General features: G+C 42.6%; 22 protein-coding genes. 15 read left to right on the top strand and 7 right to left on the bottom strand.

Annotated elements, in window-relative coordinates:
- Window positions 1–193 precede the first annotated feature (193 nt).
- On the top strand, window positions 194–910 hold the full coding sequence (locus tag OQ5_RS0110970; protein WP_016777540.1) for a DUF6261 family protein: 717 nt from the start codon (window positions 194–196) through the stop codon (window positions 908–910).
- On the opposite strand, the gene OQ5_RS0110965 is transcribed toward OQ5_RS0110970, so the two are convergent.
- Window positions 905–1,714, bottom strand: a complete 810-nt coding sequence (locus tag OQ5_RS0110965) for a hypothetical protein (RefSeq protein WP_016777539.1) — start codon at window positions 1,712–1,714, stop codon at window positions 905–907. The two genes, OQ5_RS0110970 and OQ5_RS0110965, sit on opposite strands and share 6 nt — an antisense overlap.
- A 171-nt stretch (window positions 1,715–1,885) precedes the next feature.
- Here OQ5_RS0110965 and OQ5_RS0110960 point away from each other — a divergent pair, with 171 nt between their 5' ends.
- The 4 genes from OQ5_RS0110960 (at window position 1,886) to OQ5_RS0110945 (ending at window position 5,606) form a co-directional block, all read left to right on the top strand.
- A complete protein-coding gene (locus OQ5_RS0110960; RefSeq protein ID WP_016777538.1) occupies window positions 1,886–2,986 on the top strand; it encodes a glycosyltransferase in 1,101 nt (366 codons plus the stop codon).
- Window positions 2,987–3,012: 26 nt separating this feature from the next.
- On the top strand, window positions 3,013–3,351 hold the full coding sequence (gene rbfA, locus OQ5_RS0110955; RefSeq protein WP_016777537.1) for a 30S ribosome-binding factor RbfA: 339 nt from the start codon (window positions 3,013–3,015) through the stop codon (window positions 3,349–3,351).
- A 27-nt stretch (window positions 3,352–3,378) separates the two neighbouring features.
- On the top strand, window positions 3,379–4,209 hold the full coding sequence (locus tag OQ5_RS0110950) for a class I SAM-dependent methyltransferase (RefSeq protein WP_016777536.1): 831 nt from the start codon (window positions 3,379–3,381) through the stop codon (window positions 4,207–4,209).
- A 158-nt stretch (window positions 4,210–4,367) separates the two neighbouring features.
- Window positions 4,368–5,606 carry an ABC transporter permease gene (locus OQ5_RS0110945; RefSeq protein WP_026055243.1) on the top strand — a complete coding sequence of 413 codons (1,239 nt, stop codon included), beginning with the start codon at window positions 4,368–4,370 and terminating at the stop codon, window positions 5,604–5,606.
- Here OQ5_RS0110945 and dusB read toward each other — a convergent pair.
- Window positions 5,582–6,580, bottom strand: coding sequence for a tRNA dihydrouridine synthase DusB (dusB, locus tag OQ5_RS0110940; protein ID WP_016777534.1), 999 nt, complete (start codon window positions 6,578–6,580; stop codon window positions 5,582–5,584). The two genes, OQ5_RS0110945 and dusB, sit on opposite strands and share 25 nt — an antisense overlap.
- A gap of 170 nt (window positions 6,581–6,750) precedes the next feature.
- On the opposite strand from dusB, the gene OQ5_RS0110935 reads away from it, so the two are divergent.
- The gene (locus OQ5_RS0110935; RefSeq protein WP_016777533.1) at window positions 6,751–8,751 is read left to right on the top strand and encodes a tetratricopeptide repeat protein; all 2,001 of its coding nucleotides are present in this window, start codon (window positions 6,751–6,753) and stop codon (window positions 8,749–8,751) included.
- Between the two features lie 248 nt (window positions 8,752–8,999).
- Window positions 9,000–9,749 carry a LytR/AlgR family response regulator transcription factor gene (locus tag OQ5_RS0110930; RefSeq protein ID WP_016777532.1) on the top strand — a complete coding sequence of 250 codons (750 nt, stop codon included), beginning with the start codon at window positions 9,000–9,002 and terminating at the stop codon, window positions 9,747–9,749.
- An 89-nt stretch (window positions 9,750–9,838) separates the two neighbouring features.
- On the opposite strand, the gene trpS is transcribed toward OQ5_RS0110930, so the two are convergent.
- The 3 genes from trpS to OQ5_RS0110915 all read right to left on the bottom strand — a co-directional run bounded on the left by trpS (window position 9,839) and on the right by OQ5_RS0110915 (window position 12,274).
- A complete protein-coding gene (gene trpS / locus OQ5_RS0110925) occupies window positions 9,839–10,828 on the bottom strand; it encodes a tryptophan--tRNA ligase (protein ID WP_016777531.1) in 990 nt (329 codons plus the stop codon).
- 735 nt (window positions 10,829–11,563) lie between these two features.
- Entirely contained in the window at window positions 11,564–12,061 is a 498-nt protein-coding gene (locus tag OQ5_RS0110920; RefSeq protein WP_016777530.1) for a hypothetical protein, read from the bottom strand.
- The gene (locus OQ5_RS0110915; RefSeq protein ID WP_016777529.1) at window positions 12,062–12,274 is read right to left on the bottom strand and encodes a hypothetical protein; all 213 of its coding nucleotides are present in this window, start codon (window positions 12,272–12,274) and stop codon (window positions 12,062–12,064) included.
- 241 nt (window positions 12,275–12,515) lie between these two features.
- On the opposite strand from OQ5_RS0110915, the gene OQ5_RS0110910 reads away from it, so the two are divergent.
- The 6 genes from OQ5_RS0110910 to OQ5_RS24625 all read left to right on the top strand — a co-directional run bounded on the left by OQ5_RS0110910 (window position 12,516) and on the right by OQ5_RS24625 (window position 19,470).
- Window positions 12,516–15,182 carry a sensor histidine kinase gene (locus tag OQ5_RS0110910; protein ID WP_016777528.1) on the top strand — a complete coding sequence of 889 codons (2,667 nt, stop codon included), beginning with the start codon at window positions 12,516–12,518 and terminating at the stop codon, window positions 15,180–15,182.
- 736 nt (window positions 15,183–15,918) lie between these two features.
- On the top strand, window positions 15,919–16,725 hold the full coding sequence (locus OQ5_RS0110900; RefSeq protein ID WP_016777527.1) for a metallophosphoesterase family protein: 807 nt from the start codon (window positions 15,919–15,921) through the stop codon (window positions 16,723–16,725).
- 2 nt (window positions 16,726–16,727) lie between these two features.
- A complete protein-coding gene (locus tag OQ5_RS0110895; protein ID WP_016777526.1) occupies window positions 16,728–17,393 on the top strand; it encodes a hypothetical protein in 666 nt (221 codons plus the stop codon).
- A gap of 360 nt (window positions 17,394–17,753) precedes the next feature.
- Window positions 17,754–18,461, top strand: a complete 708-nt coding sequence (tsaB, locus tag OQ5_RS0110890) for a tRNA (adenosine(37)-N6)-threonylcarbamoyltransferase complex dimerization subunit type 1 TsaB (RefSeq protein WP_026055242.1) — start codon at window positions 17,754–17,756, stop codon at window positions 18,459–18,461.
- 308 nt (window positions 18,462–18,769) lie between these two features.
- Window positions 18,770–19,306: a response regulator transcription factor gene (locus OQ5_RS20890; protein WP_255297500.1), complete on the top strand. Its 537-nt coding sequence runs from the start codon at window positions 18,770–18,772 to the stop codon at window positions 19,304–19,306.
- Window positions 19,276–19,470 (top strand): helix-turn-helix domain-containing protein, encoded by a 195-nt coding sequence (locus tag OQ5_RS24625; RefSeq protein ID WP_255297499.1) that lies wholly within the window; start codon window positions 19,276–19,278, stop codon window positions 19,468–19,470. Before OQ5_RS20890 ends, OQ5_RS24625 begins: the two co-directional genes overlap by 31 nt.
- Window positions 19,471–19,596: 126 nt before the next feature.
- On the opposite strand, the gene OQ5_RS0110880 is transcribed toward OQ5_RS24625, so the two are convergent.
- Window positions 19,597–20,607 (bottom strand): aspartate-semialdehyde dehydrogenase, encoded by a 1,011-nt coding sequence (locus OQ5_RS0110880; RefSeq protein WP_016777523.1) that lies wholly within the window; start codon window positions 20,605–20,607, stop codon window positions 19,597–19,599.
- 611 nt (window positions 20,608–21,218) lie between these two features.
- Here OQ5_RS0110880 and OQ5_RS24620 point away from each other — a divergent pair.
- Window positions 21,219–21,890 carry a hypothetical protein gene (locus OQ5_RS24620; protein WP_082179577.1) on the top strand — a complete coding sequence of 224 codons (672 nt, stop codon included), beginning with the start codon at window positions 21,219–21,221 and terminating at the stop codon, window positions 21,888–21,890.
- Complete coding sequence (locus OQ5_RS20885) at window positions 21,850–24,066, top strand: lamin tail domain-containing protein (protein ID WP_255297498.1); 2,217 nt, start codon at window positions 21,850–21,852, stop codon at window positions 24,064–24,066. Before OQ5_RS24620 ends, OQ5_RS20885 begins: the two co-directional genes overlap by 41 nt.
- Before the next feature lie 170 nt (window positions 24,067–24,236).
- Here the strand turns inward: OQ5_RS20885 and amrS are convergent, their stop codons facing one another.
- Window positions 24,237–25,247, bottom strand: coding sequence for an AmmeMemoRadiSam system radical SAM enzyme (gene amrS, locus OQ5_RS0110870; RefSeq protein WP_026055241.1), 1,011 nt, complete (start codon window positions 25,245–25,247; stop codon window positions 24,237–24,239).
- Between the last annotated feature and the right edge of the window lie 770 nt (window positions 25,248–26,017).

The raw sequence follows: 26,017 nt of genomic DNA, 5'->3' as shown, positions 1-26,017 counted from the left end.
TAAAAAATAAACTTTATACTAATGAAACGAGCATGGCAAAGTTTGCCACAAAAGAACATGTATAAGTTCTTGCATGCGAGATCCATTCGACCTTAATAAATAAATTTTGTACGAATGAAACCAACGGGAGCTATTTTACGTAAGTTTTAAGAAAGTTTATTCGGAAATAGCAAATCCTAAACCCCCTGGTTCTATGCTTAAATCATTGAATTTTTCGCAACTAATGTCGTTTGACTTATACGATCTCGCAAAAATATCGCTGCAGGTATTCGATCATTGCCCCGTTCATAAATCTACTCTTTATCCCTTTGTAGAGGATGTTCGTGAAAGTCTGAAGTGTTATGAAGAGACGTTTCAGCGTCGCGTCATCAGTTGTGTCATGGAGCGTAAAACACTGCAGGCAAGCAGACGTGACGAGGCTTATATCGCTTTTTTTCACCTCGTGGAAGCAGCTTGTCACCGCCCAAAGAAAGAGATATCTCTTATGGCTGCCGGATTGTTGGAGGTTTTGCAAAAGCATGCCTGGCAAACCAAAAGTGATGGTTACCAGCGACAGTCAACCTGTTTGCCCTCTTTAATCAGGGAATTGGAGAAGCACCATCTGGAAACTATTGAAACGTTAGGAGCTTCCGAGTGGTTTGATGAACTGGTTCGTGCCCAGGCGGAATTTGACGCCCTGACTGAAGAAAAGGGAATTGGGGCATTTAAAGATATATCGGTGCGCGAAACCCGGCCAATTCTTGAAAGTGCGCTTCGTTCGCTCTTTTGGATTACCGACCGTCTTTATCAGTCGGCTCCCGATGAAGAACTGGGAAAGGTTGTTTTTAATCTGAACAAGGTGGTCAGGAAGTTGACCACTAAAGTTGAGCGTGATATTTGCGCAAATGTGTTTTTAGGCATGGAATCATGACAATTTCTCCCTGGCCTTTCTGATTCTTTTGTAGGTTGCTGCAGCGAAGCGTTCGCTTAGTTCATCAATTAAGTCACTGTGCTTTTCCAGTTTAAGCAGACCTTCGTAGTTTTGTTCATCTTCCAGTTGCCTGGAAAGTGCCGGAATTATTTTTTTTGAAAGTGAAGCATCTATTTCGTCTACAATGTCGAGCTGAAAGAGAACCCTTGAAATGAATTTGTGATCGTCGAGAATTTGCAAATACTCTTCAGATGAAATATCGGGTTTCGACAAAATCCGATGTCGCTTATTTAGCTTTTCAAATACGTTTTTCAAATCCTCCGTTTGTGAACTGTTAAGACCTGCAGAGATATAAACAATGCCCGATAGTGCAGACTCATTGTTGCTCTTGTTAATTTTCCCGAAAGCAAAAACCTCTCCGGCATGCCATTCGGAGAGAGAGTGGCTGAGCCTTCGGTTTTTAACGATGTTTCCCAGAAATGAACCGTTGTTGTCAAGTACATCCACATTATACTTATCGTGTTCGTTGGGGTGCACCCGGGCCAGTCCCGTAAAATCATAAGATGAATCACTGAAAGTTAATGATTCGGGAATATTTTTTAGTTCAAGCTTTTTAACCCCGGCTGTTCTATACAACTCCGGAGCAGATGTGGCAGAGGGTGAGACTGTTGTGTCCTCTTTGGCATCATCAGTGCCGGAGACGATTTGTGTTTCCTTCTTTTTTCTGGTCATCCAAAGTAAACAGGCAGTTGCGGAAAGCAATGTGCCTGCAATCGAGAATATTACCGATTTTACCTTTTTCATTAGTATATAATTTACTTAAGTTATTGGCCTAATGGAACTCGCGACTTTTATACATGTCCTTTTGTGGCGGATTTCTTTGTAAACAAAGCGGTGGAGCCGATGGAGAAATCAAAGCTACATGCTCGTTTCATTTTTAACCAATTATAGCTATCAGGCAATATACAAAAAAAGATGGACAACCTGAATGATACTTTTGTTAGTTTTGCGGATAAAATGCATCTTATGCGTATTTTATTTATATGCTCGGCAAAAGTATGGGGTGGCAACGAAAAGTGGGTCGCTCTCGCCATGCAAGGATTAAAAAAGAGGCATCAGGTATTTTTTATGGGAAGAATGCCTGAGTTACAAAACCGTTTGGGTGACAACATTCCTTCATTCCGGGCACCATTCCGGTCTGTTTTTGATTTTAAGACCAGCAGAATAATTGCAAACATCCTGTCAGAAAACAATATAGATGTTGTATTATCAACCAAGAAGAAAGAATATTTTCTTGCCGGCATTGCAGCAAAGAGGACCGGAACAAAGCATATTTTGCGGCTCGGCATCACGCGGAAGATGAGAATCCCTTTGTGGCACAGAATTGTCTATAAGTGTCTGAACGACGGGATTGTTGTTAATGCAAAGCGGACAAAAGAGCGGTTGTATCAATATTCCTGGATGAGGGCTCATCCTGTGAAGGTTATATATAATGGGATGCCCGATTTTCCCTGCATCAATCATGGATTAGACGATACCGGTGTTTTTCGGATTGTCTCGGTGGGAATGCTAACCCGAAGGAAGGGACATCATCTTTTAATCAAAGCTGTTTCCCTGCTTCCTGCTTCTCTGAAGGCCAAAATTCGTATACACATTATAGGGACGGGACGTGAGGAAAAAAAATTGAAGGAACTTGTCAGGCGCAGACATCTTGAGACGGTTGTTCATTTTGAAGGGTTTTGCCGGCCAGAGGAATTTCTTTCAAAAGCCCGATTGTTTTGTTTGCTGTCGGAAAAAGAGGGGATTTCCAATGCTTTGCTCGAGGCCATGAGTTGTGGTGTTCCGGTGCTAACAACAGATGCCGGAGGAGCGGGTGAATTTGTTGCGGATGGAGATAATGGCTTCCTGGTAGAGAGGGATGCATCCGCAGTTGCTAAAAGATTAACCCAGATTTTATCTCTTCCTGCTGACCGACTCAGGAATACCGGCGAAAATGGGACAGACACCGTTCGCCGCCTGTTTGATATGAACACAATGGTAAATGAGCTGGAAAGTTTTTTGTATAATTTTGGCTAACTTCGGGCATTAAAATTAAACGAGATATGGATTCTACCCGACAGAAAAAGATTGGACGTCTTATACAAAAAGACATGAGCGAGATGTTTCAGCGCGAGGTAAAGGAGCTGGTTCAGGGAGCTATGGTAACGGTAACTGTTGTCCGGGTGACTTCCGATTTAGGGATTGCCCGTATCTATCTGAGTATTTTCCCTGGCGACAAAAAAGAAGAAGTGTTTAATAATATTACCCAACATACTTCACGAATACGCTATGCGCTTGGGAAGAGGGTCGGAAAACAGTTGCGCGTGATTCCCGAACTGGAATTTTACATCGACGACAGCCTGGATTATATCGATAACATCGACAGACTTCTGAATGAGTGAATTACCCATAAATAAGTTTTTGATAACATGCAGTACGATCCCATTAAACGGTCGCTGGGCCGTGTATTTAACGTAACACCGGCTTTTCGTCTGTTGTTTTACCGATTGTTGAATCTGTTGTTGTTGCGCTCGTGGTACATACGAAGAGAGCTACGGAAATGGGCAGCACAACATGGCGCAGTGGCAGATATTCTTGATGCCGGCTCAGGTTTTGGACAATACAGTTGGTCTATGTCGAGACTGGGAGATGATTTTCGCATTACGGGCGTCGATGTAAAAGAAGAGCAGGTGGAAGACTGCAACCGGTCCTTCAAAATTATTGGTAAAGGCGGACGCGTTAATTTCATTAAGGCCGATTTAACACAATTTTCTGAAGCAACAACATACGACCTGATACTTTCGGTGGATGTCATGGAACATATTGAAGACGATCGAAAGGTGTTCCGTAATTTTTATGAAAGTCTTCTTCCCGGAGGCATGCTGCTTATTTCCACGCCATCTGATAAGGGGGGATCTGATTCGCATGAACATGGTGATGAGGTTACCGGTTTTATTGATGAACACGTCAGAGACGGATACAGTATAGAAGATATAACTCTTAAACTTTCGGATGCAGGTTTTTCAGGAATTGATGTCCGTTATACCTATGGGAAGCCGGGCCATATTGCCTGGAAATGGTCCATGAAATATCCGATAATGATGCTTAATAAGAGTAAACTGTTCTTCATACTTCTTCCCTTTTATTATCTGATTGTGTGGCCTTTCTGCTGTGTTTTGAACTATCTTGATACGCAGAAACAACATTCCGCCGGAACCGGTTTGCTGGTGAAAGCATTTAAACCCGAGAAAGAAAAGTGAAGCGGTGATGACAAAGATTGCCATATATAGATCATTAGATTTTTAGAGGTTAAGATGTAAGATGAAACGAGCATGACAAGGTTTGTCACAAGAGAACATGTATAAACCCCAATCATGCGAGTTCCATCAGACCAATAACTTAGACTGATTTTATACTGATGAAACTGGCTCTTCGCATAGCAATAAGATATTTGTTCGCCAAAAAGTCGCAGAATGTCATTAATGTCATCTCGATGATATCGGTGTCGGGTGTTTTGGTGGGCTCATTGGCACTTATTGTAGTTTTGTCGGTTTTTAACGGCCTCCACGGATTGATAGGTTCTTTATACGGTTCATTTGATCCGGAGCTGAAAATCCAACCGGCACGGGGCAAAGTTTTTTCGCTTGATTCAATTCCGTCACAGGAAATTTATGAAACAGAAGGCGTGGCGGTTGTTTCTCATATCCTTGAAGACCAAGCGCTTTTGCGTTTCGACAAACGTCAGGTACCTGCCATTGTTATGGGAGTAGATGAAAATTTTGCTGAGGTTTCGGGCATCGATACCATTATTATTGACGGAAAGTATCAGTTACGACTTGAAAGACAGAACTATAGCGTTGTCGGCTATGTTCTGGCCGATCAACTCGGACTGCGCCTTAATTTCGTAAAACCGTTGGTTGTTTATGCTCCCAGGCGAACAGCCCGCATTAATATGATGCGTCCCGACCTGTCGTTTAATAAAGAGTATCTTCATCCTGCCGGAATATTTGCAGTGCGTCAGCTTGAGTACGACTCCAGGTATATGATTGTCAATATTGGTCAGGCTCGCAGGCTGTTTGATTACGGTGACGATGTAGTTTCGTCACTGGGAATTTCTTTAAAAAAAGGATATGAAACGGATGATGTAAAAGCCCGGTTGTTGAAACTTTTAGGTGAAGATTTCAACATACTTGACAGGCATGAACAACATGCTACTTTTTACAAACTGATGCGGGTCGAAAAACTGATGGCTTATCTGATTCTTCTTTTCATCCTTGTTATTGCCTTGTTTAATGTTATCGGGACTTTGTCGCTCCTCATTTTTGAAAAGAAAGAAAGCATAGGAACACTTCGAAGTATGGGAGCCAATCGTTCGTTGATCAATAAAATATTTCTTACAGAAGGATGGTTGATATCCCTGGCCGGAGTAACGATTGGCGTATTGCTGGGTGCCTTTCTGGTGTGGTTGCAGCAACATTTCGGCTTGTTGAAATTCAGCGGCGAAGGGGCGTTTATTGTTGACGCCTATCCGGTAGCATTGCAATGGTCGGATATGTTTCTTGTATACGTTAGCGTCTCGTTGGTAGGTTTACTGGCCGCATGGTATCCCGTTCGGGTGATTGTACAGCGCTATTATTCCGAGCAGGGAGAAGAATGATCTGCCCAGCGTTCTGCTATTTCATCAAGAATAGCATTCAGTTCGTCAATACGCTCAGTTCGCAGCATTTTTATCTTGAGAGGACGAAAATGTTCAAGCCCCTTGAATGTAATGGCCAGGTGACGTCGCGAATGCAAAATACCTCTTCTTTCGCCCAGCCATTCCACAGATTTGTTGACCTGCTCCCGTATCATTTCAACATGCTCGGGGATGGCGGGTGCCGGCAGGAGCTCTCCTGTATCGAGATAATGTCTGACCTCACGGAATATCCAGGGGCGACCTATGGCCGGTCTGCCAATCATTAATGCGTCGACACCATATTTGTCAAGATAATTTTTTGCTTTTAACGGATTTGTAATATCCCCGTTACCGATAACAGGAATGGTCATCCTTGGGTTGTTTTTCACTTCTCCGATGAGTGTCCAGTCGGCTTCCCCTGAATACATCTGTGCCCGGGTGCGGCCATGAATGGTAATTGCCTGAATGCCGGTGTCCTGAAGTTGTTCGGCAACCTCAACAATATTTTTTGATGATTCGTCCCAGCCCAGCCGTGTTTTTACCGTAACCGGTGTTTTTACTGCCTTTACGATGGCACGAGTCATCTCGATCATTTTCGGAATATCGCGTAACATGCCGGCTCCCGCACCTTTTGAAGCAATTTTTTTTACGGGGCATCCATAGTTGATGTCAATTAGATCCGGCCCTGCCTCTTCTGCTATTCGGGCAGCTTCAACCATAGCGCCGGTCTCCTTTCCATATATCTGAATACCTACAGGACGTTCTTCCTCATTGATTTCCATTTTTTTCAACGTCTTATCCACTTCTCTGACGAGCGCATCGGCCGATACAAATTCCGTATACATCAGGTCTGCACCATATCGTTTGCACAGTTGCCTGAACATTCTGTCGGTCACGTCTTCCATGGGAGCCAGAAGAAGAGGCTCCTTTCTGAGTTCGAGATTTCCTATCTTCACCACACGAATTTTTAGCATACAAAGATAACCCTTCATCAAAAAATCTGCATGATGAATGGGCAACAGGCATAAAATTTATGTAACTTGCCAGAAGCAAAAAGATTGAGAAATTTTTATCCACACACCAGGAAACGTAAAAGGAAACCATATCACAACAACGATTGATTCTTATGCAGAAAAGGTCCGGGCTGCTGATTATTATTTTTTTTGAATTTTTTTCATGCCGGAATGCTCCCGACGATAAGGTGAATCCGGAGGTGAACGTGATGTCTGACGTCGTGGGAACAGATTCTCTTGTTGTAGAGCAGTTAATCGAACGTTCCAGGAATCTTTACGGCCAGGGGGGATTGCATGTTGACATCTCCGATAATTATCTTTCTGAAGCTGAAGAAATAGCCCGCAAAAATGAGAATCTTAATCAGCTGGCACGAATCTATAACCTGACTGGACAGCGCTATCGTAACAGAGCCCAGTATGGTAAGGCCATGGAGTTTCATCAGAAAGCACTTGACCTGGCCACAAAAACCGGAGACAAACATCTCCTGGGGGAGGTGTATAACCAGCTCGGAGTTGTTTACCGGCGTATAGATGATAACCCAACCGCTCTCGAAATGCATGTTAAAGCACTTTCGCTTGCCGAAGAGACCGGAGATTCCCTGTTGATCGGTTCTGCCATTAACAGTATAGGGAATGTCAATTACAACCTTGACCGCTATGCAACTTCAATTGAATACTTTAAACGCTCCCTCGATCTCGCAGAGAGGATGAATAATAAACTGGGTCTGGCCATTAATCATAACAACCTGGGAGAATCTTTGCTAAAGCTGGGACAGGTAGATTCCGCTCTTTCTCATTTTTTTACTTCTCTTGACTACAATTATCAGATCGACAGCAAAGTAGGACAATCCATTTGTTTCAATAGCATAGGTGCAGCCTATCTGGAACAAGACAGGCCCCACAAAGCGCTTGAGTATTTAGAGAAAGCTTTGCATCTTAACGAGGAGCTGGGCGATTTAATGCAGGTTGCCATCAGTCATTCCAAAATAGGGGAGACCTACCTGCAGACGGGTGAACTCGACCTGGCTGAACAACACTTAAAGAAGAGTCTTACTGTGGCACTTGATATCGGTTCACTGTTTCAGATCGAAGAAGCTTCTAAATTGCTTTCGGAATTGTGTGAAATAAGGGGAGATTATGCGGGGGCTCTGAAACATTTTAAGGTGGCTTCAGCTTACAACGACAGTATTGTTAATGAGAAGAATGTCAATCATCTGTCCACACAGGAGGCTATTTTCGAATCGGAGAGACAACGTAAACGCATTGAAGAGTTAAACAAGCAAACGCTTCAGCAGCAGGCCAAACTCGATCGCCAACGGTTTTTTCTGACCATTGTTCTTATCCTGGTGGTAGCCGTTTCGTTCGCTATAATTATGCTGATACGGCAATCACAGTTAAGAAACCGCTATAAGAACGTCCGTCATCAACAACGTCTGCTCCGTTCCCAGATGAATCCGCATTTTATTTTTAATGCACTCAGCGCAATTCAGGTGTATATACTTGAGCATGATATTGAAAAATCGTCACGTTTTCTTACCGATTTTGCAAGATTGATGCGTCATGTTTTACGCAGCTCTACTCACGATTATATCTCGTTGAAGGAGGAGACCGAAATTTTAGGGTATTACCTGGAATTACAAAGATTACGGTTTTCTGAAGCTTTTGATTATTCCCTGAGTATTGATGAGGCGCTTGATAAAGAAAAAGTTATGGTTCCTCCGATGTTGACTCAGCCATTTATAGAAAATGCTATTGAACACGGTATCCGGCCATCCGGAACCGAAGGATATGTGTCTGTAAGATTTAGCAGGGAGGAAGGAGAGAAAATGGTTGTGGAGGTTGGCGACAACGGAATAGGGATTGAAGCATCGAAAAAGGCTGGTGAAAAGGAAAAAGGGCATGAATCAATGGCAATAAAGATAACCCGCGAACGCCTTGATATGCTGAGGAGAGACTCTGGTCGGGGTACGGATATGGTAATCATGGATAAGAAACAGATCAATCCTTTTGATCGTGGAACTCTGGTACGCATTATCATACCGGTTGTTGAAATGGACAGAAACACGAAAACCCATGAGGTGAAGCATCGTCAAAAGGTATCGCAATGGTCTTAAGTGAATTCGTCAGAAGTCTTTTGAAGTAAAATTTTTTGGGTTAAGTACTAACTGTCTATAAACTCGCAAAAATTTTTACAATATGTGTGTCTGTTCAGAAAGTACCAGTTGCAAGGCTTGCGAAGCCGCCAAAACCGGAGTTTACTAATCGTAAATGAGGATTTTGGCGGCGCGCGTAACACAGCAAGTGGTACTTTATGGACAGACACTAAGTACTAATGTGATCAAATATTTCCAAAAAGCATAAAATGAAGAAAATACTTGTTGTTGAAGACGAACCCCTCATGCAGAAGGTCATCAGACAAGTGGTGCTACAACATTTTCCTGACTTCGAATTACTTGAAAGTGTGTATACAGTTGCTGATGCCCTCGATGCCATTAAAACAAAGAGTCCCGACCTGGTTTTACTGGACATTGGATTGCCCGACGGAACCGCATTTGACCTGCTACGGCAAATTGAACTATTCGACTTTAAAGTAGTGTTCTTGTCGGGACATGAAGATTATCTTGTCGAGGCGGTAAGGTTTTCTGCAGCAAGTTACGTTCTGAAACCGTTCGACATTTCCGACCTGGTTCTTGCTATTGATAAAGCCTGTGATGCCCTTGAGGAGAGTGATTATCAGAAAAAAATGGAAATTCTTCTGACCAATTCCGATTTGCCGGCCACGGCACGAATGGTGGTTTTCCCAACGGTCGACTCATCTCAGGCCGTGCCTCTTTCTTCGATACTTTATGGAGAGGCGGTTGCCGGCGGATGTATCATCCATATCGATTCGGGGAAAGATATTTTTGTCCCGAAACCTTTACGACGTTACGAACAAATGTTCTGGAAATATGGATTTATAAGGTGCCATCCGTTGTATGTGGTCAACCTTCGTAAGATTACAAGTGTGGATGAAAATTCATCGAGTATTTTCCTGGAAGATCATATAACTGAAATTCCCATCGATCCGCGAAAATATGAGTTGATAAAACAGCGGTTTCTGGAGGTTGGGTAAAATTCTTTTCGGCCTGTTAATTTGTTGCTTTCCGGATTTACAAACTCCCCTGTTTCGTCCCGCCGGAATGAAAATCTCGTGTTTTGATTTTAAAACGGCTTAAACCCGATAATTTCACGTACTTCCCGTATCGTTTTTGAGGCGCTTTCGTGAGCTTTTTCACGACCTTTTCGGGCCACTTTTCTCAAATAAGCATCATCACTGGCAATGGTTTTGATTTTTTCTCTTATGGGAGCGGTGAAATTTATGATGTCTTCGGCCAGCTTCTTTTTTAAATCACCATAGCGGATGGTGCATTTGGCATAATCGTCTTTAAACTGTTCAAGAACCTCTGGTTTTGAAACCACTTCCATAATGGTGAAGAGGTTTTGAACAGGCTCACTAACAGGCGAATTGGGTTTTGAAGGGCCGCTGTCGGTAACGGCTCTCATTACTTTTTTTCTGATTGATTCCGGCTCCTCGGCCAGGAAGATACCGTTTCCTTCAGATTTTCCCATTTTTCCGGAACCGTCGAGTCCGGGGATTTTAATCAGTGATTCACCAAAGTTAAAAGGCTGGGGAATCGTAAAATAATCAACTTCATAGATTCGGTTGAAACGATTAGCAAACTTACGCGTCATTTCAAGATTTTGTTCCTGGTCTTTCCCTACGGGAACTTTTGAAGCCTGATGGATAATAATATCGGCGGCCATAAGAACCGGGTAGGTCAACAGTCCTGCATTGACATTGTCGGGTTGCTTCCTGGCTTTTTCCTTGAAAGAAGTTGTGCGCTCCAACTCGCCAAGGTACGCATTCATATTCAATAAAAGAGTGAGCTCCGCTACTTCGGGCAGATCACTTTGAATGTATATGGTTGCTTTTTCCGGATCGAGCCCTGCAGCCAGGTATTCGGATAGTACCTGACGAACATTTCCATGTAAATCGGCCGGGTGGGGATGAGTCGTTAGTGAATGATAATCGGCAATAAAAAAGAAACAATTATAGTTTTCCTGCATCTTCAGGAAGTTCTTAACCGCTCCGAAATAATTACCAAGATGAAGATTCCCGGTTGGACGAATACCACTTACAACAGTTTCCATAATGTTTTTCCTAATCTGAGTGTCATTGTTTTCAATACTCAGTTAAACTTTTACGGATGCCTGGTAATTAATTGTTTACACAATTAATAGCACAAACCACAATTCTCTCATAATCATAATCTTGTGTTATTGCGTCTCTGCGTTTAGGCTTTTTTTAACTGACTATTGTGTTTTAAAACGGACACAAAAATAGTAAAAATAAGAGGTATTACAACGTTCAGTCTCCCCGAAACAACAAACCCGTGCCCTGTCATAAAAGAATTTTAATTAGAGCTCGTCTATAAACTCGCAAAGAATTTTTACAGTATTTGTGTCTGTTCAGAAAGTGCCAGTTGCAAGGCTTTCGAAGTCCGAAAATACGGAGTTTACTCATCGTAAATGAGTAATTTCCGGACGAGCATAACAAAGTAAATGGCACTATATGGACAGACATTAATTAGTGCGTGTCTATAAACTCTCAAAAATTTTCACAATATGAGTGTCTGTTCATAAAGTGCCAGTTGCAAGGCTTGCGAAGCCGCCAAAAACGCAGTTTACTTTTCGTAAATGAGTATTTTGGCGGCGAGCGTAACACAGAAAATGGTACTTTATGGACAGACACTAATTACAGGACACGGGCGTCTGATATTTATTGAGAACATTGCCCCAGAGTTGGGGTTATTCGGTAACAGGGTTTTATCTCACCGGATTTTTATCAGATTCCGGTATGCCGCCATTACACTGCTCTGCCTGGCTTTACTCCCAGGTGATGGTTCTTCGTGCTGTGCTTATAGACTGAATATTATAGAATAATTCTGCTTCTGCGTCTGCTTCGAAATTATAAGCCATCACTTCAATGGTATAGTCTTCTCCCGGTTGTGGAGGAGTACCCTGATAATTAATGTTGCTGGTAGCATTTTCCACTATCAAAGTATCGCCCTCAATGAAATTTGTTGCAAAATATACGTTTTCTCCATCGTCGGTCATTTGAATAAAGCGTACCCTGTATGCCTCAGCACTGGCAGTTTCTTCCCATCCGATGGAAAGTGTATTGTCTTCAAGGGCATAACTTGTTATTTCAACGGGCATTACGTAATTACTCTCGAGAACATCTGAAATAAGCACCTCTTTATTTTTCTCAGTGAGGATGTCGAAATTATACTCGCCGGGAGTTGGTGGTGTGGAAGTGTAATCTTCGTCGGCAGGTTCTTTGAAAAAGGTAGCGGTATAATTGCCATCGGCTCCAAGTTCCACCTATTGTCCGCCAGGTGTAATTACCATGACATCCTGCATCGATTTGTTTGCATAAACAAAATAAGCTGCAGCAAATTCGGGAGGCCCGGTTTCGGAGTAACGTGTCAGAACTAGTACATCAGCATCTGCATCGAACGGCGTCTCGTCATCGTTACATGAATTGAATGTAATCAGTGCAGCAATTGCCAGAATCGAAAAGAATATTTTTTTCATAATGATATAAATTTGATTTGGTACCAAAAAGCGGTATAAAGTGCCTCAATTTTCGTGCCGAATTGGCATCGGGGCAAAGTTGTGTCGATATCTCCCGTGGAGTAATAGCAAGCACACTAAGTGACATTAGCCAAAATAAACCGGGCATTGCTCAAATTGCTTTTTAATCTGGAATGGACTTTATCCCGATTTTTTATTATTTTCAAAAAGTTTTTAGAACCCAAATCCCAAACTTTGAGATATGCAGGATGTTAAGGGCTTTCCCCCTACAGCACAGGAAACATTGGACATGTTGTCAGTTTTTACCGGGTCTTATGCTGCGCTCACGGTAGAAACCGGCAATGATTTTTCTTTCATCTGGTCCTGCCCGCCAAATATAAGCAAACCCGAAACAGAGGAAATGCTCTCAGACATATTGCATTCTTTAAATCAGTTTGGGAAAGATGTTTCCGGGTGGCAGGAATTTAGTGACCCTAAACATATTCCGCCTTTTTCTTCGGGCCGGTTTATTAATCTGTCGGCTGCCTCATTGTCGGGCTCCTGTCGCCTTTGTTTGCTATCTAATGAGGATAATTACTGGGATCGCCGGCAACTTTTGTTGATGGATCAAACCCGGCAGATAATAGAACAACAGTTCGAGAACTACTTTTTTGAAAAAAGAATTGGAGAATCTGGCGATAATGACAGGTTTAGGCTTTTGTTTGATTTTTCTCCGGTTGGAATCTTCTTTTATAACACCTCTCTTGAAATTACAGCTTTTAATGAACGGTTTGCCTCCATTTTGTCGGTTCCTTTAGGGAAACTGCTGAATTTTAACATAAAAAATGTCGTTGATTCTTCCATTCTGCCTGCTATTAAAGCACCATTGTCTGGAGAAGAAGGTCTTTATGAAGGCCCCTATACTTCCACCCTTAGTGGTAAAACTGTCAATGTAACGCTTAAAACAGCCCCCATACTCAATGCGTCGAATAGAATTACCGGAATTATCGGAGTGGTACAGGACAATACTGAACGTATTCAGACGCTTCATGATCTCAAGGAGAGTAAAGACCGGTTGAGAGTACTAATAAATGCCACGCCCGATATAATATGTTTCAAAGATGCCAAAGGGAGGTGGATGGAGGCGAATGAAGCCATTCAGGAGCTGTTTCGCTTGAAGGGGAAAAACTTCCTTTTTAAAAGTGAGGAGCAACTGAAGAAAATGGTTCCGGAGCTGTCTGTGGTGTTCGGAAAATGCAAAGAATCGGACATGGAGGCCTGGGAAAAGAAAGAGCCTGTTATGGTGGAAGAAACCATTCCTTTGCCTAATGGTGACGAGCGTAAACTTGACGTGATAAAGACTCCTGTTTTTGATGAACATGGAAACAGGAAGGGCATTGTAATATTAGGACGTGACATTACTGCCCGTAAAAAAACCGAAGAAATGCTCCGCGAAAGCGAAGAACGGTTCCGGATTGTAGCGACACATGCCAATGACATTATTTTTGAATGGGATCCGAAAACTGATGAAATGAGTTGGTTTGGCAAAGCCGGTTATATTGGTAATGCTAAAGCGCCTCCCCGGTCGTTTGATGACTTCATTGTATTGATTCATGCCGAAGACAGAGAGCGTATTTCCCGCTTTTGGAAGAACAGATTTCCCCGGAAGGAAGAATGGAAAGACGAATTCAGAATTGATTCGACAGGCGGCAAAGTGAAGTATTACAGAGGCAGTGGCATTATGATATTTAAGGAAGGAAAGCCCCATAAAGCAATTGGAACCTTTACCGATGTCACACAGGAGAAAGAACTGATAAACAGTTTGCGGGATGCCGTGGAGGTAGCTCAGCATAATCAGGCCAGGATAACCGGCCTTCTCTCGGTTATTCCCGACATTATTTTCATTTTCGACAGGAAAGGAGTCATTAAGGATTATCATGCAGAAAGTATTAATTCGCTTTATGTTTCACCGGACGTTTTTCTCGATCAGCCGGTCGACGAAGTTTTACCATCCGAAGTTGCCCGCCTCACCCATGAAAAGATAAATGAAGTTGCCCGGCATAAGGGGATTGAAACTTATGAGTATGAATTATCCAACAAAGGTATTTACGAGGTTTATGAATCCCGCATGGTCTATGTCGATGAGAACCGTTTTATGACCATTGTGCGTGACGTTACTCATGCCCGCCAGGTAGAAAAAGAACTTATAGAAGCAAAAGAACATGCTGAGAAGAGTGACCGCCTGAAATCGGCCTTTCTGGCCAATATGAGCCATGAGATACGTACCCCAATGAATGGCATCTTGGGTTTTTCAGAGTTGCTCAGAAACAATGATATTAGCGATAATGACAGGCAGAATTGTATTGATGTTATTGTGAAAAGCGGTCAGCAATTACTTTCGATCATAAACGATGTGCTTGAAATTTCACAACTCGAGACCGGGCAGATTACGGTTTTACCAAACCGTGTCAACTTAAACAGGCTGATGAATGATCTTGCCCGTTTCTTCACGATGGAGGCAAAAGAAAAATCCGTTGAATTGAGATGTCTTTTACCCGACGAAGAGTATTTTTTTTATGTTGACGGAGGAAAAATTACACAAATATTCAATAATCTTATCAGCAATGCATTTAAATATACACCTCCAGGCGGGAAAATTGCTTTCGGTTTTGAGCCTCTCTCTGATTATGTGCGGTTTTTTGTCAAAGACAATGGAATAGGCATTGATCCCCAACATCATGAATTAATATTTGAACGTTTTGGACAGGTCATGAAGGTAGGGGCCAAAAATAAGGGAGGCACAGGTCTTGGCCTTTCCATTTGCAAGAGCCTTGTTGAACTGATGGGAGGTAAAATATGGGTTGAATCGGAGCCGGGACACGGATCAAACTTCTTTTTTACTATTCCCGTTAAGGAAAAAGAAGAATGAGTTTCTCCATGATCGCTTTTTGATGCCGAAATAACTTTGTTCGCTTAAGCTTCCTGTGGTAGCCTGATACGTTGTGCAGGATTTTTTGCTCCAAGCTCCAAGCCCCAGGCCCCATGCTCCATTCTTCTGCCTTTCGGATACTTATATCTAATTAGTGCGTGTCTATAAACTCGCAAGAATTTTCACAATATGAGTGTCTGTTCAGAAAGTGCCGGTTGCAAGGCTTGCGAAGCCGCCAAAAACGGAGTTTACTTTTCGTAAATCAGTATTTTGGCGGCGAGCGTAACACAGCAAATGGTACTTTATGGACAGACACTCATTACCGACTGAAATCACAAACTGCTCAAAGCATGATACTTTGTCGAATCTTTGAGTATGTAAATACCAGAAAATCCCACTACTGACTAACAACTACTGACTGAATTACTTCCACCCGACTCAAAACACTCTGCAAGTGTAATTCTTCGTTAAAAGTAAGTCGTTCGTTCATCGCGCTGTTTTGTCGTTTCATCTTTCTTTTTTGTTGTTATGTCGGTTATGGCTTGAGATTCGAGTCTGCCTGTTTTTACTTTACTTCATCAAATGCAAGAATGTTTTGAGTTTTAGCCTGATTTATTCAATTAGTGCGTGTCTTTAAACTCACAGGATTTTTCAATTTTTATCGGCAAACCATTTCTAATAGTGGAAATGCGGCCGGATATATTAAATCAGATTTTGTATTTAAGATGTATAAGTCATGAAGAGAATATTCCTGTATACATTAGCCATAGTACCTTTCCTTTTCGGATGTGACGGGTTAATCGAATATAGCCCCTACCAAAGCGGAGCCGGAAATCTTCCTGACAATATTAACATCAAAGCTGTGGAACGCCTTTCCGGGGAAAGCAGCGATTCGTTTCAGCCCTTTACCATCGCTCTTATTGGTGACAGCCATACTTATTACGATGATTTTGCCGACCAGATTGATTATCTGAACGGGATTGACAGTATCGATTTTGTTGTGCACAACGGAGACATTACATTGAGTGGAATATATCGCGAGTTTTTGTGGTTTCACGACATTTCTTCCTTATTGAAACATCCCATGATTACCATTATCGGGAATCATGATTTTCTTTCAAACGGAGAAAATGTTTATACAGAAATGTTCGGGCCAACGAATTTTGTTTTGGACTATAACAATTGCAGGTTTGTTTTCTTCGATGACATCATCTGGGAAAAAAATGTTCAGGATCCTGACTTCGAATGGCTGTATAATGCGTGTAATGTAAAACAGGAAAAGGGACCGGACTATGTCTTTGTTTTCGCTCATATCCAGCCATGGGATTCCTCTTTTAGTATAGGGAACCAATATGTTTTCTGTAAATTGCTGGAAGACAATGAAGTTGATTTGTCAATTCACGGACATACGCATAGTTTTTTTCACGGATACAGAGATGGTTGTGAAGTTCCTTTTTTAGTTACCGGGGACAGCACTGACCGTGAGATTGTGTTGCTTGAAATAAGAAAAGACACTTTGAAAGTTACCCGTCAACCCATTTAATAATGAGACATTTAAGAGAAGCAATGATATTTCTGGCAGCATGTTTTGTTTCCAATGCAGAAGGCCAGATACCAACCTCGGGGAGTTACCCGAAAGGAGCATTTCTTGAGCGATTGTACGAACCCCGTCAGAAAATGATAGGAGAAGATACCCTGTTCATTCGTCCCAGATGGTTTTTCCCTTCTCACGTAAAAGTACAATATGCCGGAAGTGTTGGGTTTATATCAGTCGGAGCCGGTTACCGGCTATGGGATATTTATGAGCCTACGTTGATGTACGGTTATCTTTCGGAAAGTATGGGCGGGAGCAATGTTTCTGTTCATACAATTTCACTGAAAAACAGTTTTTATCTAACGTCGTCGCCCTGGCTGGGGCATTTCTGGCCCCGGGTTGGACTTTTGATAAACTGGGGAAATACCAAAAATACATTTCGTAAACTGCCACCACATTATCCTGAAAAATATTATTTCCAAAACAAAATGCATCTTGCCCCGTTTTGGGGAGGAGAATGGCATTTTCATATTAAAGATAAGCATTTATCGGGCATTGGCATTTATTTCGAATTTTCTGCCCTGGATGCGTACCTGCTCGAAGCCGTAAGAACCGACTACGTCAGGATGACAGATATTTGGAGTCTCGGTATAGGGATTTCCTTTTATTTTCAATAGACAATGGGCCGATGGTGTATTCTTTGAGAGACGCACGGCCGTGCGTCTCTACTTGCTTCTATCTTCTGACCTTCGCCTTTATAAAATAATCTGTGATATCTGTGGTGCAACCTCAACCTCAACCTCAACCTTAACCTTTATAAAATAATCTGTTTAATCTGTGTCCCCTATAATGCAATATTATCTTTTGTGTTCTTATATGTCTTATATGGTTTATTCCTAACCTCAACCTTAACCTCTGCCTCTCCGTGAAAAACTTTACTATCACCTCAAAATAATATTTAGCCGTTTTGTTTCAAAAAGATGGAACGCTGTTTCTATCTTTAGATGGTTTCGCTATTTTTGCGAAAAATTTATGTGATGGCGTATATACTTTGTATTGAAACTTCTACTTCGATTTGTTCGGCGGCCCTGGTAAATGACGGGAAGGTGATCGCAGCACGACAGGACAATGAAGGTAACTCTCATGCCAACAGGCTGACAGTGCTTATAGAGGAGTTGTTTGGTGATTCTGCTGTGCCTCTTGATCTAAGCGATATTGATGCAGTGGCTGTGAGCAGCGGACCGGGTTCTTATACCGGCTTGCGAATAGGTGTATCAACAGCAAAAGGCATTTGCTTCGCAATGGATAAACCTTTGATTGCCATTCCTTCTCTCGCCGTGCTTGCCTGGCCTGTAGTGAAGCGTTATTCCGATGAATCTGAAGAAGGGGAGAGTTGGTTTTGTCCGATGATTGATGCACGCCGGATGGAAGTTTACACCGCTATGTTTGATCAAAATATGGAACAAAAAAGAGAGACTTCAGCCGACATAATCGACGAGAACAGCTATCGTGATATTCTGGATGTGCGAAGAGTATTCTTTTTCGGTAATGGGGCTGGGAAATGCAAGGATGCTCTGAAACACCCCAATGCCATCTTCCCGGCTGATGAAGGACCGCTCGCCCGCAATATGGCATCGTTGGCCAACGATGCCTGGAATAACAAAAGATTTGAAGATGTGGCCTATTTCGAACCTTTCTATTTAAAGGATTTCATTGCGACCATTCCCAAAAGGAAAATATTATAGAAATGTTCCATATTCTGGGTTCCTGAGCACACCGGATTAAACCCTTAGCCTCATTCCCTTGTTTAAGTAGTGGCTGTATATAAAGTGCCATTTACTGTGTTACACTCGTCCGAAAATACTCATCCCTAAGTAGATTTTGCAAGGTTTTTTAAACAAAAAACCAACAAAAAGCACATTCGGGACTCTGTATTTTCGGACTTCGCAAGCCCCCCGATGATATCGGGGCAGGCATTGTAAATGACACTTTCTGAGCAGACACACATATTATAAAAATTTTTGCGAGTTTATAGACGAGCACTAAGTAATTGATGGATTATGGTTTACTAAATATCCTGCTGGTTGAGGACGATTTCCCTCTGGGCAAAGAACTCACCAGGCACCTTAAATCCTTCGGATATGATGCTATGCATTGTTCCGATGGCGATCAGGCTTTTGAAGCGTTTTGTAACGGCCGGTTTAATTTCTGCATTTTCGATCTCATGCTTCCCGGAATTGATGGTTTCACACTCACCGAACGGGTAAGAAGAAGGGATAAAAGAATCCCTGTTATTATTATTACCAGGCGCGATCACAAAGAGGATAAACAGAAAGCTTTTGATCTGGGTGTCGATGATTATCTCGTTAAACCCTTCGATCCTGACGAACTGGTATGGCGTATCAGAGCGGTAACTCGACGGCTTAATATCCCTTCAACTTTCGGCGAACAGGATTCTGTTATCTTTCTGGGCCGTTTTTCGTTCGATTTTAACCATCAGCTGCTAAAAACGGGAGCGAAGTTCAACGTCTCACCCGTCGTGAATGCGAAGTGCTTAGTATGCTATGCGAGCGGAGAAATCAACTGGTAAAGCGCGAAGAAATCCTCATGCATCTGTGGGGAGATGTTGACTATTTTCACGGCCGCAGCCTCGATGTATTCATCAGTAAACTCAGGCGGTATCTGAAAAGTGACCCTGTCATTAAAATTGAAAATATTCCGACCGTTGGATATGTTTTGAGAGAAGGATCATAAACGGAAGAATCTTTCAGCATTCCACCATTTTACCCTCCTGCCCCTTTACCTTATCACCTTATCACCTTTACTCTTTACCCCACGCTCCATGCTCTCTGCTCTGTGGCTTCTGCCTGCAGGCAGCTGTTATCTTACCAGCCCTTCTTTAATCATATATTCAGCGATCTGGATGGCATTCAGCGCTGCCCCTTTTCGTATCTGGTCTGCCACAGCCCAGAATGTGAGGCCGTTGGGATTGGCCAGATCGGCACGAATACGTCCCACGTATACTTCATCCTCACCCGACAGATACAATGGCATCGGGTACTCATTATTATCGGGATCATCAAGGACTTTTATGCCGGTAGCTTTATTAAAGGCTTCTCTTGCTTCTTCCACACTGACCGGTCGTTCTGTTTCCACCCAGATAGCTTCTGAGTGGGCTCTGAGAATAGGAATGCGTACGCACATAGCGCTCACCTGAACATCGGAATGCATTATTTTTCTGGTCTCATTGAACATCTTCATCTCTTCTTTGGTGTATCCGTTTTCGGTGAATACATCGACGTGGGGAATGATATTCATTGCCAGCTGATGTACAAATTTCTGTACCGTGGGTTTTTCTCCTTTTACAATCTGACGAAACTGTTCTTCCAGTTCTGCCATACCGGTAGCACCTGCACCGCTTGCAGCCTGATATGTGGCAACATGCACCCGGCGGATGTGAGAAACGTCCTCAATGGCTTTCAGGGCAACCACCATCTGGATGGTTGTACAATTGGGATTGGCAATAATGTTACGTGGCCTGTTGGCACAGTCTGTTGCATTAACTTCCGGAACAACCAATGGTACATCATCATCCAGACGAAAGGCACTCGAGTTATCAATCATTACCGTACCATGCCTGGTAATGGTTTCTGCAAATTCTTTGGATGTGCTTGCCCCGGCACTGGTGAGTGCAATATCAATATCTTTAAAATCGTCGTTGTGCTGAAGTTCTTTAACAACCAGCTCTTTCCCTTTGAAAGTATACTTTTTCCCCGCGCTTCGTGATGACCCGAACAATACCAGTTCATCCATGGGGAAATCCCTTTTCTCAAGGATGTTTAAAAATTCCTGTCCTACTGCTCCGCTGGCTCCTACTATAGCTACTCTCATGTGAATATATTTTGTGTTACTTTGAGAAAATATTTATAAATTGCAAAAACGGGTTTGTTACACATATGTTGTGAAAATTTTTGCGAGTTTACAGACAATCAAAATTTGTGTCTGTCCGTAAAGTGCCGTTTGCAAGCCAAACGCAACAAATATTACTTTACAATACTCTGTTAAACTTTCACAGTTGTCGGTTAATTAGTGCTTGTCTATAAACTCGCAAAAATTTCCACAATCTGTGTGTCTGTTCAGAAGGTGCCGGTTGCAAGGCTTGCGAAGCCGTCAAAAACGCAGTTTACTACACGTAAATGAGTATTTTGGCGGCAAGCGTAACACAGCAAATGGTACTTTATGGACAGACACTAATTAGTGCTTGTCTATAAATTACGCAAAACTTGTGTCTGGTCATGTGTCTGTTCAGAAAGTGTCATTTACAAGGCTTGCGAAGTCCGAAAATACGGAGTTTACTTTTCGTAAATGAGTAATTTTCGGACGAGCGTAACACAGTAAATGGCATTTTATGGACAGACACTAATTAAAGTTTTTCAAAAGCGGGCTTACTATTTTTACAATTGCCACAAAATTAAAACATTTAAGTAATAAACCCTAATCAAATGAAACCAAATCTTTACTACAATCTGTTCTTTGTATTCTTATTTTTCCTTCCGGAAAATATTTTTTCTTTTTCTTTTGACGATTTTCCAGAGTCCTGGAGTGGCGATACTTCGCTTTTTACCTGGGACACCGGACAACAAATGCTCAGGCTGAACGCCCCGGAAGAAGCCGGCGAGGCTTTTCTTCATCATCCTTCGGTTGCCTTTGAGGATGCTGTCTGGGAGATTTCAGTAAGGATGGATTTTAACCCGTCCTCTTCCAACTATTTGCAGATTTATCTTGCTACCGACGGGGAAGCGGATTTTGAGAATGGTTTTTATCTGGTTGCCGGAACTTCAAACGATAATATTTCACTTTGGGAACGCCGGAGTGGGGAAGAGCGCTTGTTGATAGAAGGAACTGAAGATTTGCTGAATGTGAGTACAGTTGATGTGGATATCAGGGTAACCCGGGCTAAAGGTGGTCACTGGGTGCTGGAGGTAAACACTGGCGATGGCTGGCAAAAGGAAGGGGAGGCAAATAGCCGGTTTGGCTTTTTTGTCCGAGTTTTTTGGTCTCTGCTGTCATTATACAAAAACCCGGAGCGACAAATTTTATTTCGGTTCGATGACGGTCTCCGGCCGGGAATATATGGACACCATACCTCCGGTAATCCGGGATATGGAAATTGAGAATGGTCACACGCTCAATATTTCTTTTTCCGAGGCTGTTTCTGCCTCCTTCTCTCAGCCAGGGCTTAAAGGCATCGACTTTGAGTTCCCGCTGTTGCAGGAGATCAGCTATTCAGAAGATTCTTCAGGCGTAGTTGTAAAATTAAAGGATGCTTTGCCCGACATCAACGATGGGCACATAATCATTTCCGGATGGTGCGATGTAAACGGCGCCTGTATGGAAGATACTACTCTGACTTTTACCTATTCTCCTCCTCGCGTTACCGGTTTTTATGCCGGGAGTTATCGTGATGTTTTTATAGAATTCAACCTTTCGTTTCCCGGCGGATTACTACAGCCCCATCATTTTAGAATTGAGGCCCCGGATATCCGGGTGGATGAAATTACCGAATTTGAAGAAGATGTATACCGGCTCACACTGAATGAAAATCTTCCTGATGCCGAGGAGATCACCTGCTATTTGGAGAATTTGATACTCCCCAATGGCGATACGGTCCCCGTTGGCCCATACTCTTTATACTATCACGAAGCTGCCCCTTATGATATTGTGTTCTCCGAGATTATGCACGATCCCTCTCCGCCTGCCTTATTGCCTGATGCAGAATATCTGGAGTTATATAACCGTTCTGATTTACCTGTCGATCTGAAAAACATGACCTTGTATGTTAACGGGAAACAATCCGGATTGCCCGAATATCTTCTTTTTCCGGATGAATATGTTGTCCTTACCGGAAGCGCTGAAGTATCCTTTGCGAACGCTCTTTTACTTGATAAGTGGCATGCATTGACCAACTCCGGTGGAGAACTGGTGTTAAAAAATCCATCAGGCAAAGTCGTCGCAGCATTCCGTTTTCCGGCTTTACCTGACGGAAGCAGTTTTAAACAACAGGGTGGCTGGTCGATGGAGATAATTGATACAGAAAATTTGTCGGGACAGATTATGAACTGGGCTTACAGCATTGATGATCAGGGTGGCACTCCGGGCATGCCAAATTCGGTGGCTGCTCCTAATCCTGATATTTTTTCGCCGGAACTCATCGATGCATGGCTGGAGAGTGATTCTGTACTGGTACTCGATTTTGGCGAACCACTGACCCATACTTCTGTTGATGCAGGGAGAAACGATTTCTCACTAAAGGAAGAAGATATAGACGGAATAATACGTGACAGTGTCTTTGGTGATAAGCTGAAGATTTTATTTGAGCGCAGCCTGACGCCTCATACAGTTGAAGAGTTGACCATTGCAACGGGGATCACCGATTTGGCCGGAAACATTTATTCAGGACAGGAGTCTCTTTTGTTCGGCCTTCCCGGACGAATAGATAGTTTTGATATAGTAATTAATGAATTGCTATTTGATCCGCCTGCAGAAGGATGCGATTATGTAGAGTTATTCAACCGGTCTGTTCACATTGCGTCGCTCGATAGTATTTGTCTTGCACGTGCCGTTGATGATGAAACGCCTGAAGCATTGTTCCCGCTTTCGGACAGGATTCGCTGGTTTTTGCCGGGTCAGTATTTATGTTTTACCAATGATGCCGAATGGGTAAAAAACCATTTTGATTGTACTTCTCCGGATGATTTAAAAGAATTCCCGGAGCTTCCAAATTATGTAAACGAAGGCGGAACGGTATTTTTAACTCATCTGAACGGAGAAATCATCGATCGTTTTGATTATTCGCCCGATATGCACTTTGATTTGTTGTCTGAAACCAGGGGCATTGCTTTGGAGCGGACAAGTTACGACGGCCCTTCCAATAACCCGATGATGTGGCATTCAGCTGCTTCAACAGCCGGTTACGGAACACCTGCAGCGGAAAATTCACAGTTCGTTGCAAAAACGCAGCAGAAAACTAACCGCTTGTTCAGTCTGTCACCTGAAATTTTTACTCCCGATCTCGATGGCGTTGACGATCAATTGATTATTTCTTATACTTTCGACAAACCCGGCCAGAAAGGAACGTTTATTGTTTATGATGCTGACGGGCAACAGGTGAGACAACTCATCAATAATCAAACCCTGAATGTTTCGGGAGAAATCGCCTGGGATGGCATTACAGATCAACACACACAAGCCTCACCGGGAATTTACATCATCTGGGCCAGGGTTTTCGATCCTGATGGGAATGTTCGCGAGTATAAAGAAAGTTGTGTTTTGGGAACCCGGCGAAAATGAGTTAGTGCCTGTCTATAAAGTATGAAAAGTTTCCTACTTATCATGTGTCTGTTCAGAAAGTGTCATTTACAAGGCTTGCGAAGTCCGAAAACAGGGAGTTTACTCATCGTTAATGAGTCATTTTCGGACGAGCGTAACACAGTAAATGGCACTTTATGGACAGACACGAGTTAGTCTACTATCGCTATTTTCGTTCTACATTCAGGGCATTGTCCGTTTTCAATGTTATACGACAAAATATTATATCCCATGCGTTCAATCAATAAGGCATTGCAGCGCGGACAATAAGTGTTTTGGTCGGAAGCCGATGGAACATTGCCCAGGTAAATGTAATTCAGTCCTGCTTCAACGCCTGCCTGTTTTGCTTTAAGCAAAGTGCTCATGGGGGTTGGCGGCACATCGTTCATTTTATAACCCGGAAAAAACCGGCTAATGTGCCACGGGACATCCGTCCCCAGTTCGTCGGCCACAAAGTGCGCCATCTCGTGCAGTTCATGCGGACTGTCGTTTACTCCGGGAATAATAAGGCTGGTAACCTCGAGCCAGATATCAGTTTTTGCCACTTTTCGCAACGAATTTAGCACGGGCTCCAGGCGGCCGCCCATTAATTTCCGGTAAGTCTCGTCCTTAAAGGCTTTCAAATCTATATTTATGGCATCCAGATATGGTTCGATCATATCAAGCATTTCCGCCGTCATGAAGCCATTGGAGACATACACATTTTTTATGCCCTTTTTATGTGCCAGTCTGGCAATGTCATAGCTGTATTCAAAAAAGATGGTAGGTTCGGTATAAGTATATGCAATACTTTTGCACCCCGATTGAAGTGCTGATTCTGCAATTTCTTCTGGCGTGGCCGAATGTCCCATTTCCAGTATCTGCTCATTAACGACTTGCGATATTTCACAGTTCTGGCAAAAATCACAATGGAAGTTACATCCGGGTGTGCCAATAGAAAAGGCACTGGAACCGGGATAAAAGTGATAGAGTGGTTTTTTTTCGATGGGGTCAATATGACGGGCAATGGTACGTCCGTAAACTTTTGTGTACAGTGTACCGTCAATGTTTTCCCTTACCTTGCAAATTCCTTGTTTGCCGGGGTTTATTTTACAATGATGCGCACAAAGGTTGCATTTGACTTTTTTGTCTCCCAGCTTTTCGTACAACAGAACTTCCTTCATGATAAATATTGATTTTCCGGGTTCACTGTTAAAGTTAACATCAAAGGAGTTTCTGTGCAAGGAATATGATGATTAGATAGTGTCTGTCCATAAAGTACCATTTGCTGTATTACACTCGCCGCCAAAATACTCATTTACGAAAAGTAAACTCCGGTTTTGGCGGCTTCGCAAGCCTTGCAACCGGCACTTTCTGAACAGACACACATATTGTGAGAATTTTTGCGAGTTTATAGACACGCACTATATGGCCTTTGCAAGACAACATCAACGTAAGGTTATACTTTCCCCTATATAGTGCTTGCAAGAAAACGCCAATTGCTGCGTTGGGCTTGCCTTCAAAACAGTCATCCCGAAGTAGCTTTTGTAAGGTTTTTTAACTAAAAACCAACAAAAAGCACACTCGGGACTCCTGTTTTTCAGTCATCGCCCGCCTTGTACCTGACGCTTTCTTATCAAGCACACCTAAAAAAACAGGAGTTTTCTTGCTGGCACTATATAACACCTGCTAAGCCAAACAGAAACGATAATTGAAACAGGAAAATGAGATGATACAACCCTTCGTTCTCAAAACTTTCTTTCTGCCGGGATTTTATCTTCTGACTGAAAAATAATTTTTTTAAAATCAAATTATTAACTTTGAGATAAGTAAAAAATTTTGACCGAACTCGTTTTTGTTTTAAAAAAGGAGAATGGCTGGAATTTTTCCAATATAATAGACTATAGAAGTAATTGTCGTTTATGGAATAAAAAGGACAATTTTGCTATGTAAT

Origin of the sequence: Anaerophaga thermohalophila str. Valhall (assembly GCF_000250735.1) — a bacterium.
Taxonomy (GTDB): Bacteria; Bacteroidota; Bacteroidia; order Bacteroidales; family Marinilabiliaceae; genus Anaerophaga; species Anaerophaga thermohalophila_A.
Note: the sequence above shows the minus strand (reverse complement) of the source record. Positions and strands in the feature narration are given on the sequence as shown.

Bases quoted from the DNA above. Each gene is read 5' to 3' on its own strand.
- tsaB (WP_026055242.1), top strand. From the start codon at position 17,754: ATGGCGTATATACTTTGTATTGAAACTTCTACTTCGATTTGTTCGGCG.
- OQ5_RS0110930 (WP_016777532.1), top strand. From the start codon at position 9,000: ATGAAGAAAATACTTGTTGTTGAAGACGAACCCCTCATGCAGAAGGTC.
- OQ5_RS20885 (WP_255297498.1), top strand. From the start codon at position 21,850: ATGGACACCATACCTCCGGTAATCCGGGATATGGAAATTGAGAATGGT.
- OQ5_RS20890 (WP_255297500.1), top strand. From the start codon at position 18,770: ATGGATTATGGTTTACTAAATATCCTGCTGGTTGAGGACGATTTCCCT.
- OQ5_RS24620 (WP_082179577.1), top strand. From the start codon at position 21,219: ATGAAACCAAATCTTTACTACAATCTGTTCTTTGTATTCTTATTTTTC.
- OQ5_RS0110915 (WP_016777529.1), bottom strand. From the start codon at position 12,274: ATGAAAAAAATATTCTTTTCGATTCTGGCAATTGCTGCACTGATTACA.
- OQ5_RS0110900 (WP_016777527.1), top strand. From the start codon at position 15,919: ATGAAGAGAATATTCCTGTATACATTAGCCATAGTACCTTTCCTTTTC.
- OQ5_RS0110910 (WP_016777528.1), top strand. From the start codon at position 12,516: ATGCAGGATGTTAAGGGCTTTCCCCCTACAGCACAGGAAACATTGGAC.
- OQ5_RS0110965 (WP_016777539.1), bottom strand. From the start codon at position 1,714: ATGAAAAAGGTAAAATCGGTAATATTCTCGATTGCAGGCACATTGCTT.
- OQ5_RS0110950 (WP_016777536.1), top strand. From the start codon at position 3,379: ATGCAGTACGATCCCATTAAACGGTCGCTGGGCCGTGTATTTAACGTA.
- amrS (WP_026055241.1), bottom strand. From the start codon at position 25,247: ATGAAGGAAGTTCTGTTGTACGAAAAGCTGGGAGACAAAAAAGTCAAA.
- OQ5_RS0110935 (WP_016777533.1), top strand. From the start codon at position 6,751: ATGCAGAAAAGGTCCGGGCTGCTGATTATTATTTTTTTTGAATTTTTT.
- OQ5_RS0110960 (WP_016777538.1), top strand. From the start codon at position 1,886: ATGGACAACCTGAATGATACTTTTGTTAGTTTTGCGGATAAAATGCAT.
- OQ5_RS0110945 (WP_026055243.1), top strand. From the start codon at position 4,368: ATGAAACTGGCTCTTCGCATAGCAATAAGATATTTGTTCGCCAAAAAG.
- rbfA (WP_016777537.1), top strand. From the start codon at position 3,013: ATGGATTCTACCCGACAGAAAAAGATTGGACGTCTTATACAAAAAGAC.
- trpS (WP_016777531.1), bottom strand. From the start codon at position 10,828: ATGGAAACTGTTGTAAGTGGTATTCGTCCAACCGGGAATCTTCATCTT.
- OQ5_RS0110880 (WP_016777523.1), bottom strand. From the start codon at position 20,607: ATGAGAGTAGCTATAGTAGGAGCCAGCGGAGCAGTAGGACAGGAATTT.
- OQ5_RS24625 (WP_255297499.1), top strand. From the start codon at position 19,276: ATGCTATGCGAGCGGAGAAATCAACTGGTAAAGCGCGAAGAAATCCTC.
- OQ5_RS0110895 (WP_016777526.1), top strand. From the start codon at position 16,728: ATGAGACATTTAAGAGAAGCAATGATATTTCTGGCAGCATGTTTTGTT.
- OQ5_RS0110970 (WP_016777540.1), top strand. From the start codon at position 194: ATGCTTAAATCATTGAATTTTTCGCAACTAATGTCGTTTGACTTATAC.